The sequence below is a fragment of the Rodentibacter sp. JRC1 genome (genome assembly GCF_020521555.1).
GTDB classification, from domain to species: Bacteria; Pseudomonadota; Gammaproteobacteria; order Enterobacterales; family Pasteurellaceae; genus Rodentibacter; species Rodentibacter abscessus.
In genome coordinates, this window is sequence record NZ_BPWA01000001.1 from 910301 (window position 1) to 923897 (window position 13597).

The window sequence follows — 13597 nt, forward strand, 5'->3', positions numbered from 1 at the left end:
AAACATCCTCCTTTATAAATCATCTAAAAAACCATCATTTAATTAGATAATATTTAAACTTAATGGAAAAGTAAACAAAATACTTGAAATATAATCTGATTTTATTGAATAATACCTAAAAATTTCACTTAGTATTAAAACAGGCGGAAAATATGAAGAAAACATTTATCTTACAACAACAAGAAATTAGCTTTGTAAAAAACACCTTTACACAAAACTTAATTGAACAACTTGGCATCATTGAAGTGCAGGGTCCTATTCTTAGCCAAGTGGGAAACGGTATGCAAGACAACTTATCGGGAATTGAGAAAGCGGTTCAAGTAAACGTAAAACAAATTCCGAATGCCGTATTTGAAGTGGTTCACTCTTTGGCGAAATGGAAACGCCACACCCTTGCCCGTTTCCATTTTAAAGAGGGAGAAGGATTATTCGTTCATATGAAAGCATTGCGTCCGGACGAAGATTCATTAGATTCAACCCATTCCGTTTATGTGGATCAATGGGACTGGGAAAAAGTGATCCCTGCCGGTCGCCGTAACTTTGCTTACTTAAAAGAAACCGTAAACTCAATTTATCGCGCAATTCGTTTAACCGAACTTGCCGTAGAAGCCCGATTTGACATTCCTTCCATTTTGCCAAAACAAATTGCCTTTGTTCACAGCGAAGACCTAGTCAAACGTTACCCCGATTTAAGCAGTAAAGAGCGTGAAAATGCAATTTGTAAAGAATACGGTGCCGTCTTCTTGATTGGTATCGGCGGAAATCTCTCCGATGGAAAGCCACACGATGGTCGCGCACCGGATTATGATGACTGGACAACAGAATCTGAAAACGGCTATAAAGGTTTAAACGGCGATATTTTGGTGTGGAACCCGGATCTTGAAAAAGCTTTCGAACTTTCTTCAATGGGGATTCGTGTTGATGAATCGGCACTTCGCTTGCAAGTAGGTTTAACCGGCGATGAAGCCCGCCTAGAAATGGATTGGCATCAAGAATTGCTCAACGGCAAATTACCGCTCACGATTGGCGGCGGCATAGGTCAATCCCGTTTAGCGATGTTCTTATTACGTAAAAAACATATCGGCGAAGTGCAATCAAGCGTATGGCCAAAAGAAATGTTAGAGCAGTATCAACACATTCTTTAATCTTTTTAAACAAAAAGTGCGGTGAATTTCACCGCACTTTTTTTCGTTTCAACGATCTTAATACAACACGCGCGCGCGAATCGTGCCGTCAATTTCACGTAATTTTGCCAATAGTGGTGCAGTATCTTCCGTTTCCACATCCACCACAACATAACCTATTTTCGGATCGGTTTGCAGGTATTGCGCAGCAATATTCACATTTGCCTCTACGAAAACTTGGTTAAGTTTATTAAGAATACCCGGGCGATTTTCGTGAATATGCAATAAACGTTTAGTGCCTTCGTGTTCCGGCAAAGAAACTTCAGGGAAGTTTACGGAAGATAAGGTTGAACCGTTATCGGAATATTTCACAAATTTACCCGCCACTTCAAAACCGATATTTTCTTGTGCTTCCGCCGTTGAACCGCCGATATGCGGCGTTAAAATCACATTATCAAATTCACGCAACGGAGAAACAAATTCTTCATTGATCGATGCCGGCTCGACAGGGAAAACATCAATTGCCGCACCTTGGACTTTTCCTTCTTTTAACGCTTTCGCCAATGCGTCAATATCTACCACCGTACCACGTGCCGCATTAATTAAAATGGAACCCTGTTTAAGTTGCGCTATACGTTCTGCACTCATTAAATTACGGGTTGACGGCAGATCCGGTACATGTAAGGAAATCACATCACAAGCCCCAAGTAATTCTTCCAAATCACGAATCTGTTTTGCATTCCCTAACGGTAATTTGTTTTCAATATCATAGAAATACACATCCATTCCAAGTGACTCTGCAATAATACTTAATTGAGAACCGATATGACCATAACCGACAATCCCCAATTTTTTACCGCGTACTTCGTGAGAGCCTGCTGCAGATTTATTCCACACACCACGATGTACTTCTGCATTTGCTTGCGGCACATTACGCATAAGTAGCAAAATTTCACCGAGTACTAATTCCGCCACAGAGCGTGTATTTGAGAACGGCGCATTAAATACCGGAATACCACGCGCTTTTGCTGCATTCAAATCAACTTGATTAGTACCGATACAAAAACAGCCTACCGCAATAAGTTTTGGAGCGGCTTCTATCATTTCCGCAGTTAAGTGCGTACGCGAGCGTAACCCAATAAAATGCGCATCTTTAATCGCCGCTTTAAGTTCATCGCCATCAAGCGCCTTTTTATAATAATCAATATTTGTATAACCTGCCGCATACAAGGTATCTAGTGCACTTTGATGTACACCTTCCAGCAACACAAATTTGATTTTTGATTTATCAAGTGAAACTTTGTTTGTCATATTTGCATCCTTATAATTTATATTATGAATTAATCGATAACCTTCGCACCTTCAGGCGTTCCGACAATCACGACATCTGCACTACGTAAAGCGAATATGCCGTTAGTCACCACACCGGCAACGTTATTTAATTCTTTTTCCATTTCCACCGGATTTAAAATTTTAAAGTTATACACATCTAAAATCACATTGCCGTTATCGGTAACCACACCCTCACGATATTCCGGCGAGCCGCCAAGTGCAGCCAATTTTCTACCGACTTGCGAACGCGCCATCGGGATCACTTCCACCGGCAATGGGAATGTAGAACCCAATACATCTACTTGTTTACTGGAATCAACGATACAAATGAATTTTTTCGCCAATGCCGCCACGATTTTTTCGCGAGTGAGTGCCGCACCGCCGCCTTTAATCATCATTTTTTGCGGATTGATCTCATCAGCTCCATCAACATAAATATCTAATTCGGAAACCTCATTAGCACCGAATACTTCAATACCTTGTTTGCGTAACAACTCTTCCGAAGCTTTTGAAGCAGCCACCGCACCTTTTATTTGGTTTTTCATTGCGCCTAATGCTTCAATAAAACAGTTCACCGTTGAACCGCTCCCGACCCCCACAATCGTATCCGCTTTCACATATTGTAATGCGGCTTGTGCCGCAAGTTTTTTCATTTCTAACTGATCCATTTCTTTTCCTTACTTGAATTAAGTATAGTGAATTAAATTTAAAACAGACACAAAGCCGCAAGCCGAAGACAGTACAAGTAGTACGGCGAGGCATAGCAATGCAGTAGATATTTTAAATTTAATTCAATATAAACGATTGCTTTACTTTAATACGACTCATTTTGATAAACAAGTGCAAATATCATTCTTCCGTTAAAAATAATTCCAACAATTCATTTAAGAATAATTTCCCTCGTTCTGTGATTTGCCAAGTTTGAGAAGTTTCTATAAGGTAGCCTTGTGTGAGCGCAAAATCGATTTGATTTCTAACCGCACTTTGCGGCAAACCGGTGTAGACTTCAAACTCAGTTTTCGGTACGGCTTCTAATAAACGAAATCGGTTCATAAAAAATTCAAAAGGGCGGTCGATTTCGGGGACGTTTTTTTCCTCATATAAATATTCGCCGCGCAAATAACCTTTCGGATGCTTGGTTTTAGAAAAACGCAAAATTTTTCCCTTCGGAAAAGTGAGTTTTCCATGTGCGCCACATCCAATCGCCAAATAATCCCCAAAACGCCAATAATTTAAATTATGTCGGCATTGAAAACCCGGCTTAGCATAGGCTGACGTTTCATATTGTTGATAACCGGCTTCCGTCAACAATTTATGCCCTTGTTCAAAAATATCCCACAGTTCGTCATCATCAGGTAACTTCGGGGGACGATAAGCAAACATTGTGTTGGGTTCGATGGTAAGTTGATACCAAGAAAGATGCGGAGGAGAAAGCGCAATCGCTTGGCGTAAATCATCTAAGGCTTCATCTAACCTTTGGTTTGGCAATCCGTGCATTAAATCCAAATTGAAACTTTTTAAGCCGGAAACGCTTGCTAAATTGACCGCACTTTTCGCTTCAAGACAATTATGAATACGTCCTAAACGCTGAAGTTTGTCATCGCTAAAACTTTGAATCCCCATGGAAATACGTGTTATTCCGGCTGAAACATAACCTTTGAAACGTTCCGCTTCCACCGTGCCGGGATTGGCTTCAAGTGTTATTTCAATATCATCTTCAAAAGGAATACACTTTCTGATTTCATTCAACAAAGTGGCAATGCTTTCTGCTGAAAATAAACTCGGTGTGCCACCCCCGATAAAAATCGAATGTAATTTACGATCTTGAACGGAGTCTTTAAAGCGCACTAAATCCAGCTGTAAATCTTGTAGTAAATGATAAATGTAGTCGCTTTCCGGAATGTTACCTTTCTGAGCGTGTGAATTGAAATCGCAATAGGGACACTTTTGTACACACCAAGGAATATGAATATAAAGCGAAAGTGGGGGAAGTGTAAGCATGATAATTGATAGATTAAAAAAATATATTGCGCTATTCTATGCCATTATAAAATACAACGGAAAAAATTTTAAAAGAGGAAGTCTTTAGCTATCATCTTAATTTTAAGTAAGTTAAAGGCGGAGAAACGATTTATTAGGGAAAATAATAGGCTCCACATTGAGAGCCTATTACGTCTATACCAACATATTGTTTAGTTATGGAATTGAAAAATAAGTTAATGAGCCCGGCCCAACAGGTAAACCAAACGCAAAAACCCAAAGGTAGAAAAGTGTTATCCAACCAATGATAAAAATAAATGAATAAGGAATCATCATTGCCATTAGCGTCCCCACCCCCGTATCTTTCTTATAACGAACCGCCACAGCCATAATCAAGCCAAAATAACTCATCATCGGTGTAATAATATTCGTTGTTGAATCACCAATACGATATGCAGCCTGAATTACTTCCGGTGCATAACCGACCAACATCAGCATCGGTACAAAAATAGGTGCGGTTAATGCCCATTGTGCTGAAGCGGAGGAAATCATCAAATTAATAAATGCACAAACCAAGATGAAACCGATAAAAAGCATCGGACCTGTTAAACCAAGATCAATGAGTAGATTAGCCCCTTTTACAGCAATAATTGAGCCTAAGTTCGTCCACTTAAAAAATGCCACAAACTGTGCTGCAAAGAATACCAACACAATGTACAGCCCCATTGAGGCCATACCTTGCGACATCGCTTTTACGATATCTTGAGAAGATTTCATTGAACCGGTAACCCGTCCATAGATATAACCGGGAATAGCAAAAAAGATAAAAATGAAAACAACAATTCCCTGTAAGAAAGGTGAACCAGCCACTAACCCTGTTTTGGGATTACGCAAAATGCCATCTTCGGGAACAACTGTCCACGCAAGTAACGAGGAAAAAATTAACATTGCAATTCCGGCCCACATCAACCCTTTTTTCTCATTAGGTGTTAGTTTCTCCACTTTATTTTTAAGAATTGAAGAATCATCCGCATCTTTAGGATCATATTTTCCTAACTGTGGTTCAACGATTTTTTCAGTAACCAAATAGCCTAAAATACTTACTAAAAACGTACTGACAAACATAAAATACCAGTTTGCTTCAGGCCCAACCACATAATCTGAATCAATTAAACGGGCCGCTTCTTGAGTAATTCCCGATAAAAGCGGATCCACCGTACCTAATAGCAAATTAGCGCTATACCCGCCGGAAACACCGGCAAATGCGGCTGCAATCCCTGCGAGCGGATGACGACCAAGTGCGTGAAAAATCATCGCAGCAAGAGGAATTAACACCACATAACCAAGTTCTGCGGCTGTATTTGAAATAACCGCAGCAAATACAATAGTGAAGGTCACTAATTTTTTCGGTGCACCAACAATTAAGCCCCTCAACGCCGCAGAAATCATACCCGAGGATTCAGCAATAGATACCCCAAGCATTGCTACTAAAACTGTACCAAGTGGCGCAAAACCGGTGAAATTTTTTACTAAACTACTGACCATATAAGAAAGCCCTTCTTGGCTAAGTAGGCTTTTCACGATAATATCAGCAGAATGATTAGGGCGAGGATCCAAGACTCTCACATCAAAATAATGCAAGATTGCTGAAAGTATGATCAAAATACCACACATCAACATAAACAAAATGATAGGGTGCGGCAATAAATTTCCAAGCCACTCTACCCCTTTTAAAAAATGCTGAATTCGGCTGTTTTTTTGAGAAACGGTTGATGACATGCGCATATCCTTTTACTTTGGTTAAAAAATAGGCTTCATATTCGCATATTTTTTATCAAACTCAAAAATAAAATTCCATTTCTGCAACAATAACGTTACATTTTTTTCACAACTTTGCTTGAATCATCAAAAAATTAGAATTTAAAGATACAAAAAAGGCTTGTTTCACAAGCCTTAAAAAATATTCAATTAATTGACCGCTCTTGTCGTTTTTGTTGTTGATTTGCGACGTGGCGCTTTCGATTTAGCTTCCACTTTCACGAATTCAACTCCTTCCGGAGGATTTTCCAAAGCCAAGCCAAGCACTTCATCAATGGTTTCAACGGCGTGAATGGTAAGATTTTCTTTTACGTTATCCGGAATTTCTTCCAAATCTTTCACATTCTCTTTTGGAATCAACACGGTTTTAATTCCACCGCGATGTGCTGCCAATAGTTTTTCTTTTAAACCGCCAATCGGCAAGACTTTACCGCGTAAGCTGATTTCCCCCGTCATCGCCACATCGGCACGAACAGGATTACCGGTTAAACAGGAAACAAGCGCCGTACACATTGCGATCCCAGCACTCGGACCGTCTTTCGGGGTTGCGCCGTCCGGTACGTGAATGTGAATATCGCGTTTTTCGTGGAACTCTGGATTAATGCCGAGTTTATCAGCACGAGCGCGTACCACCGTCATTGCTGCTTGGATCGATTCTTTCATCACATCACCAAGAGAACCGGTAAAGGTGAGTTTACCTTTACCAATAACAGAGGCGGTTTCAATCGTTAATAAATCCCCACCCACTTCTGTCCAAGCCAAGCCGGTAACTTCCCCTACTCGATTTTGAGTATCCGCTTTGCCAAATTCAAAACGTTTTACACCGAGATAATCATGAAGATTATCGGCATTCACGGTGATTGATTTCAGTTTTGGATTAACCAGTAAGTTTTTCACTGCCTTACGACAAATTTTAGAAATTTCACGTTCTAAATTACGCACACCGGCTTCACGGGTGTAGTAACGGATAATGTCTAAAATCGCACTTTCTTCCACCACCAATTCGCCTTTTTTCAAGCCATTACGTTCCATTTGTTTTTCTAACAAATGACGCATCGCTATATTGAGTTTTTCATCTTCCGTATAACCGGAAAGACGAATCACTTCCATACGGTCAAGCAATGGCCCCGGAATATTCATCGAATTTGAGGTTGCCACAAACATCACATCCGACAGATCGTAATCCACCTCTAAATAGTGATCGTTGAAAGCGGTATTTTGTTCAGGATCAAGCACTTCTAATAAAGCGGAGGCGGGATCACCACGCATATCCGATGCCATTTTGTCGATTTCATCAAGCAGGAATAACGGGTTCTTCACGCCCACTTTCGCCATTTTTTGGATCAATTTTCCCGGTAAAGCGCCGATATAAGTCTTACGATGACCGCGAATTTCCGCCTCATCACGTACGCCACCGAGCGCCATACGCACATATTTACGACCGGTCGCATTGGCAATAGATTGTCCCAATGAGGTTTTCCCCACTCCCGGAGGGCCTACCAAACAAAGAATCGGTCCTTTTACTTTATTCAAACGAGCTTGTACCGCAAGGTATTCCAAAATGCGCTCTTTCACACGCTCCAAACCATAATGATCCGCATCTAATATTTGTTGTGCTTTTGTAATATCTTTTTTTACTTTAGTGCGTTGATGCCAAGGCACTTGAAGCATCCATTCCACATAACTGCGCAACACTGTGGCTTCCGCCGACATTGCGGACATCATTTTGAGTTTTTGTAATTCGTTTTCTACTTTCTCACGAACGTCCGCAGGCATTCCCGCCGCCTCAACTTTTTGACGAAGTTGTTCAACTTCATCAAGCGTATCTTCACTTTCGCCCTCTCCCATTTCTTTGCGAATCGCTTTAATTTGTTCGCTCAAGTAATAGTTACGCTGGCTTTTCTCCATTTGTTTTTTCACACGGCTACGAATGCGTTTTTCCACTTGTAGAATATCCGCTTCCGATTCCATCATACCAAGCAAATATTCTAAACGTGCTTGCACATCAGCAAGCTCTAATACGTTTTGCTTATGGCGAACCGTTACCGGCAAATGCGCTGCCATCGTATCCGCTAAGCGATCCGCCTCTTCAATACGTTGAAGCGCACTTAATACATCAGCGGGTACTTTTTTATTTAAGGTAAGATAGTTTTCAAACTCTGCCAGTACCGCTGTTTTCACCACGTTTACTTCTTGTTCATCGCCATAGGTGGACTCAATCGGAGTAATTTGGGCAGAAAAGAAATTTTCGCCTTCTTCCAAACTGTTAATTTTTGCGCGTTGTTGACCTTCCACCAATACTTTCACCGTACCATCCGGCAATTTCAATAACTGGATAATATTGGCAATCGTCCCCACATCAAATACGTCATCAACCGTCGGTTCTTCTAAATCCGCTTGTTTTTGTGAAACTAAAAGGAGCTGTTTATCTTCATTCATCGCCTCTTCAAGTGCATTGATAGATTTTGCCCGCCCCACAAAAAGCGGCATTACCATATAAGGGAAAACCACGACATCGCGTAACGGCAATACGGGCATCGTGCGTTGTGTTTTTTTGGCTTTCATATTTTCTCTCTAATCTGTCTTCGTAATTTGGGGATATATGGGGGTTGGGTGAATAAATTCAAGGGAAACGAGCGATAAAAGTGCGGTCAAAAATAACCGCACTTTTGTTGAAAAGCTAAAGAATTTCCAGTAATTTGCCAAAATCGTCAAATACCCAATCCGGGTCGGATTCGTTGATAGGAATATTATAGTTATAGCCATAGGTTAACCCCACCACCGCACAACCCGCCGCATGTGCGGCAATAATGTCATTTTTGGAATCACCGACAAATAACACTTGGCGTGGCTCAAGCCCAAACTTTCCGCATAAATAATAAAGCGGCCCCGGATGCGGCTTAATTGCAGGTAAAGATTGACCGCCTAAGGTTTCGCTAAATAAGTGATCAATACCAAATGCGGATAACACCGGTTGAACGTGTTTAGTCGGTTTATTGGTAACAACGGCAAGAGTATAACCTTTAGCTTTTAAGGCTTCTAGGGTTTCTTTTACATTAGGATATAAATGACTGATATTACAGAGGTTTTCACCATAATAGTGACTAAAACGAGCTTTTACCGTTTCGATTTCCGCCTCGCTTAGCGTTCTACCTGTTTGCTCATAAGCCCATTCTAAAGCACGTGCAATAAGTACCGGTGCACCATTGCCGATCCAAGTTAATACCAATGCTTCTGAGGCTTGCGGTAAATCCAACTCCGCTAAAGCGGAATTCACGGACAAGGCTAAGTCCGGCAAGCTATTAACTAAAGTACCGTCCAAATCAAAGCCGATAAGTTTAAATTGTGTGTTCATTATTTTTCTATTTCCTTGTAAATCAGTCAAAAAAGGCGTGATATTTATTCACCACAAACCGTTTCGAGTTGTTGTCTCATTTGATCAATCACCTGTTTGTAATCAGGTTGGTCAAAAATGGCCGAACCGGCAACAAACATATCTGCACCGGCTGCTGCAATTTCCGCAATATTGTTGATTTTTACGCCGCCATCCACTTCAAGACGAATATCTAAGCCGCTATCATCAATTATTTTGCGTACTTGTTGTAATTTTTTCAGTGTGGACGGAATGAAAGATTGCCCGCCAAATCCCGGATTTACCGACATCAATAAAATCAAATCCACTTTATCCAATACGTAATCCAAATAGCTCAACGGCGTTGCCGGATTAAACACTAAGCCGGATTTACAACCGTGATCTCGAATAAGCTGCAATGTACGATCAATATGTTCTGAAGCTTCCGGATGAAAACTAATATAATTGGCACCGGCTTTCGCGAAATCAGGAATAATTCTATCCACCGGTTTTACCATTAAATGAACGTCAATCGGTGCGGTAATTCCGTAATCACGCAAAGCTTTACACACGACGGGGCCGAAAGTGAGGTTCGGCACATAATGATTATCCATAACATCAAAATGAATCACATCCGCACCGGCATTCAATACATTTTGTACATCATCACCAAGGCGGGCAAGATCGGCAGAAAGAATTGAGGGAGCAATAAGATAAGGTTTCATAGTCATCTCCAAAAGATAGTAATCACTCTAGTTTACTACGTTAAGGTATAAATTGCCTTGATTATTTCTTGGAAAACACCGAAAAAAACAACCGCACTTTGTTTCCTTTCCGAATAAAACAAAGTGCGGTCGGTTTTTTAAGAAATTTTATTTATTCACTTGGCTGCCAATCAAACCACCTAATGCCGCCCCACCTAATGTTGTTGCCGCATTGCCTTTAATCATATAGCCGGCGGCACCACCAATTGCAGCCCCCACCGCGGTATTTTTTTGGCTACGGCTCATATTTCCGCAAGCTGCTAATGAAACGGCCGTCATACCAATAATCAACGATTTTGTGATTAACTTCATAGGATTTCTCCGTGTAAAACTAAAAACTATCAACAGCGATAGCGTTCTGTAAGACAAACCCGACCGAATAAAAGTTCATAAAAATAATCTCATCGTGATGAGAGCAAAATAGGAGAGGAATTTCAATGATCTAAAATTACCGTGATCACTTTTAAATATTCAATGGCAAGACGCTGCTGATCGGCACTCGCATTAAAAATAAGATCTTCCGAAAGTACGCCGCAAGGTTGATCTTTGGGAATTTTACCTTGCTCATAGGCTTCGTAATCATCACGCCAATCGCCGCTAAAATAATATTTTTCCAAGAATTTCATTTTCGGTAAGAATGTTTGCCATTTTTCAAGAAACCATTGTGCTTCCGCAAGAAAATCCGTTGATTCATTCAAAATAGCTTCCATTTCGACAATTTGCGCTAAACGTTCTTTGGGTAGCATTATTCTCTCCAAAACTTTCTAAAAATAAACCGCACTTCCGGTTGAAAGTGCGGTCAGTTTACAGCGTATTTTTACAAACTACACATCATAAGTGGTTGATGCCGTATTACCGCCACGCCCTGTCCAATTGGTGTGGAAAAACTCGCCGCGTGGTTTATCTGTACGTTCATAAGTATGCGCACCAAAATAATCACGTTGTGCTTGCAATAAGTTTGCAGGTAAACGAGCGGAGGTATAACCATCGAGGAAAGTGATGGCTGATGCCATACAAGGCATTGGAATACCGATTTCGATAGATTTCGCCACAACTTTGCGCCAATCATCCATGGAATTTTCCAAAATTCCCTTGAAGTAGCTGTCTGAACCTAAGAAAATTAAATCCGGATTCGCTTCATAAGCATCACGAATATTACCTAAAAAACGACTGCGAATAATACAGCCTTCACGCCATAATAGTGCAGTGTTGCCGTAGTTGATATTCCAGTTGAAATTTTCAGAAGCCTCACGAATCAACATAAAGCCTTGTGCATAAGAAATGATTTTGGAAGCCAACAATGCTTTGCGTACGGCTTCAATCCATACTTTTTTATCACCTTCGACTTTACCGATCGTTTTGTTGAATAATTTGCTTGCCGCAACACGTTGATCTTTAAATGCAGACACACAGCGGGCGAACACGGATTCGGTGATTAAGGTCAATGGAATACCAAAATCTAACGCATTGATTCCCGTCCATTTACCCGTCCCTTTTTGACCTGCCGTGTCTAAGATTTTATCAACCAAACGTGCACCGTCTGCATCTTTATAACCTAGAATATCAGCAGTAATATCAATCAGATAGCTATCTAATTCGGTATTGCGCCACTCATTAAAAGTTGCTTGCAATTCATCATCAGATAAGCCAACGCCCTCTTTTAAGAATTGATAAGCTTCGCAAATTAATTGCATATCGCCATATTCGATACCATTGTGAACCATTTTCACAAAATGGCCTGCGCCATCTTTACCCACCCAATCACAACAAGGCTCGCCTTGTTCGGTTTTAGCGGAAATCGCTTGTAACACAGGTTTGACGAATTGCCATGCTTCTTCGTTACCACCCGGCATAATTGAAGGCCCGTGGCGAGCGCCTTCTTCTCCACCGGAAACGCCGGTACCGATGAAACGAATCCCTTTTTCACGCAACGCTTCTACACGGCGATTGGTATCAGGATAGTTGGAATTACCGCCGTCAATGATAATATCGCCTTCTTCCAAATGCGGGAGTAACGCATCAATAAATTGATCCACCACCTCTCCGGCACGCACCATTAACATGACTTTGCGCGGTTTTTCTAATTTAGCGGCTAAATCTTCTAACGAATACGCACCGATAATGTTCGTTCCTTTCGCTGCGCCTTCCAAAAACTCGTCCACCTTAGACGTGGTACGGTTATATGCCACCACTTTAAAGCCATGATCATTCATATTTAAAATGAGGTTTTGCCCCATCACGGCTAAGCCGATGACACCGATATCGCCTTTTACTGACATTTTTTTCTCCTGTTGGTGAGGCGCAACTTACTTGCACCTTTTTAATTAAAACTTCTTACATAGTTAAAAGCATATGGGAAGAATAAACGCACTTTATCTACTAAAATTGAAAACTACGTAAATATAAAATTTTGTTTTGCACGCTCATTAACCCTTCCCTCAAATATCATCAATTCACAACAAATTCTGCAGCCATTTGTGAATGTAATTTTGCCGTATCAAAAAAAGGTAACGGAGAATCACTTTGATTTACTAATAATCCAATCTCAGTACAGCCTAAAATCACCCCTTCCGCACCTTGTTTCTGCAATGTTTCAATCGTATCTAAATAAAACGCATTTGATTGTGATAAAAATTTACCTACACATAATTCATCAAAAATAATACGGTGAATTTCATTTTGAATTTCTTCATTCGGCACAATAGGGACAATTCCGCGTTGAATAAGTCCATCACGATAAAAATTATCACTCATAGTAAATTTTGTGCCTAGTAACGCCACTTTTCTGATGTTTCTCGCCTTTATCGCATTTGCCGTTGCATCCAAAATATGCAAAAAAGGAATAGAGATTGCCTGTTGAATTTGAGTTGCAACTTTATGCATCGTATTCGTTGCCAACACAATACCTTGAGCACCAACTACTTCTAGCCTTTTGGCTGCCTCTGCTAAAATCTCTCCTGCTTTTTTCCATTCACCCCGTTTTTGGTATCGTACAATTTCCTCAAACTCTACACTTACCATCACGATAGGTGCTGAAGTATTGCTACCTTTTCGTTGATTAACCAAGCGATTAATTTCCGTATAATAGGTTGCAGTGCTTTCTGGGCTCATTCCTCCGATAATACCGAGCGTTTTCATTTATTCTCCTTTCTTCATAGAGATACGCAAAATTTCTCTGCTTATTAAAGGGATATAGTAAGTACAAATCAGCACACCTAGAACGACAT

At 40.6% G+C, this 13597-nt stretch carries 12 protein-coding genes; 1 reads left to right on the top strand and 11 read right to left on the bottom strand.

The window, feature by feature from the left end:
- Positions 1-152: 152 nt before the first annotated feature.
- On the top strand, positions 153-1145 hold the full coding sequence (asnA, locus tag HEMROJRC1_RS04095; RefSeq protein ID WP_226691744.1) for an aspartate--ammonia ligase: 993 nt from the start codon (positions 153-155) through the stop codon (positions 1143-1145).
- 57 nt (positions 1146-1202) lie between these two features.
- On the opposite strand, the gene serA is transcribed toward asnA, so the two are convergent.
- The 11 genes from serA to HEMROJRC1_RS04150 all read right to left on the bottom strand — a co-directional run bounded on the left by serA (position 1203) and on the right by HEMROJRC1_RS04150 (position 13508).
- Entirely contained in the window at positions 1203-2435 is a 1233-nt protein-coding gene (gene serA / locus HEMROJRC1_RS04100) for a phosphoglycerate dehydrogenase (protein ID WP_226691745.1), read from the bottom strand.
- A 29-nt stretch (positions 2436-2464) separates the two neighbouring features.
- Positions 2465-3124, bottom strand: a complete 660-nt coding sequence (rpiA, locus tag HEMROJRC1_RS04105) for a ribose-5-phosphate isomerase RpiA (RefSeq protein WP_226691746.1) — start codon at positions 3122-3124, stop codon at positions 2465-2467.
- 181 nt (positions 3125-3305) lie between these two features.
- A complete protein-coding gene (hemW, locus tag HEMROJRC1_RS04110) occupies positions 3306-4457 on the bottom strand; it encodes a radical SAM family heme chaperone HemW (RefSeq protein ID WP_226691747.1) in 1152 nt (383 codons plus the stop codon).
- 195 nt (positions 4458-4652) lie between these two features.
- Positions 4653-6215 carry an AbgT family transporter gene (locus HEMROJRC1_RS04115; protein WP_226691748.1) on the bottom strand — a complete coding sequence of 521 codons (1563 nt, stop codon included), beginning with the start codon at positions 6213-6215 and terminating at the stop codon, positions 4653-4655.
- A gap of 189 nt (positions 6216-6404) precedes the next feature.
- Positions 6405-8819 carry an endopeptidase La gene (gene lon / locus HEMROJRC1_RS04120; protein ID WP_226691749.1) on the bottom strand — a complete coding sequence of 805 codons (2415 nt, stop codon included), beginning with the start codon at positions 8817-8819 and terminating at the stop codon, positions 6405-6407.
- A 115-nt stretch (positions 8820-8934) separates the two neighbouring features.
- A complete protein-coding gene (locus tag HEMROJRC1_RS04125) occupies positions 8935-9609 on the bottom strand; it encodes a phosphoglycolate phosphatase (protein WP_226691750.1) in 675 nt (224 codons plus the stop codon).
- 44 nt (positions 9610-9653) lie between these two features.
- A complete protein-coding gene (rpe, locus tag HEMROJRC1_RS04130; protein ID WP_226691751.1) occupies positions 9654-10331 on the bottom strand; it encodes a ribulose-phosphate 3-epimerase in 678 nt (225 codons plus the stop codon).
- Positions 10332-10478: 147 nt separating this feature from the next.
- Positions 10479-10682, bottom strand: a complete 204-nt coding sequence (locus HEMROJRC1_RS04135) for a hypothetical protein (RefSeq protein ID WP_194811245.1) — start codon at positions 10680-10682, stop codon at positions 10479-10481.
- A 122-nt stretch (positions 10683-10804) separates the two neighbouring features.
- A complete protein-coding gene (locus HEMROJRC1_RS04140) occupies positions 10805-11116 on the bottom strand; it encodes a DUF4298 domain-containing protein (RefSeq protein WP_226691752.1) in 312 nt (103 codons plus the stop codon).
- A gap of 78 nt (positions 11117-11194) precedes the next feature.
- Positions 11195-12649: a decarboxylating NADP(+)-dependent phosphogluconate dehydrogenase gene (gene gnd / locus HEMROJRC1_RS04145; RefSeq protein ID WP_226691753.1), complete on the bottom strand. Its 1455-nt coding sequence runs from the start codon at positions 12647-12649 to the stop codon at positions 11195-11197.
- Between the two features lie 169 nt (positions 12650-12818).
- On the bottom strand, positions 12819-13508 hold the full coding sequence (locus HEMROJRC1_RS04150; RefSeq protein ID WP_226691754.1) for an aspartate/glutamate racemase family protein: 690 nt from the start codon (positions 13506-13508) through the stop codon (positions 12819-12821).
- Positions 13509-13597: the final 89 nt, after the last annotated feature.

Coding starts and splice junctions, on each gene's coding strand:
- asnA (WP_226691744.1), top strand. CDS start 153: ATGAAGAAAACATTTATCTTACAACAACAAGAAATTAGCTTTGTAAAA.
- serA (WP_226691745.1), bottom strand. CDS start 2,435: ATGACAAACAAAGTTTCACTTGATAAATCAAAAATCAAATTTGTGTTG.
- rpiA (WP_226691746.1), bottom strand. CDS start 3,124: ATGGATCAGTTAGAAATGAAAAAACTTGCGGCACAAGCCGCATTACAA.
- hemW (WP_226691747.1), bottom strand. CDS start 4,457: ATGCTTACACTTCCCCCACTTTCGCTTTATATTCATATTCCTTGGTGT.
- HEMROJRC1_RS04115 (WP_226691748.1), bottom strand. CDS start 6,215: ATGTCATCAACCGTTTCTCAAAAAAACAGCCGAATTCAGCATTTTTTA.
- lon (WP_226691749.1), bottom strand. CDS start 8,819: ATGAAAGCCAAAAAAACACAACGCACGATGCCCGTATTGCCGTTACGC.
- HEMROJRC1_RS04125 (WP_226691750.1), bottom strand. CDS start 9,609: ATGAACACACAATTTAAACTTATCGGCTTTGATTTGGACGGTACTTTA.
- rpe (WP_226691751.1), bottom strand. CDS start 10,331: ATGAAACCTTATCTTATTGCTCCCTCAATTCTTTCTGCCGATCTTGCC.
- HEMROJRC1_RS04135 (WP_194811245.1), bottom strand. CDS start 10,682: ATGAAGTTAATCACAAAATCGTTGATTATTGGTATGACGGCCGTTTCA.
- HEMROJRC1_RS04140 (WP_226691752.1), bottom strand. CDS start 11,116: ATGCTACCCAAAGAACGTTTAGCGCAAATTGTCGAAATGGAAGCTATT.
- gnd (WP_226691753.1), bottom strand. CDS start 12,649: ATGTCAGTAAAAGGCGATATCGGTGTCATCGGCTTAGCCGTGATGGGG.
- HEMROJRC1_RS04150 (WP_226691754.1), bottom strand. CDS start 13,508: ATGAAAACGCTCGGTATTATCGGAGGAATGAGCCCAGAAAGCACTGCA.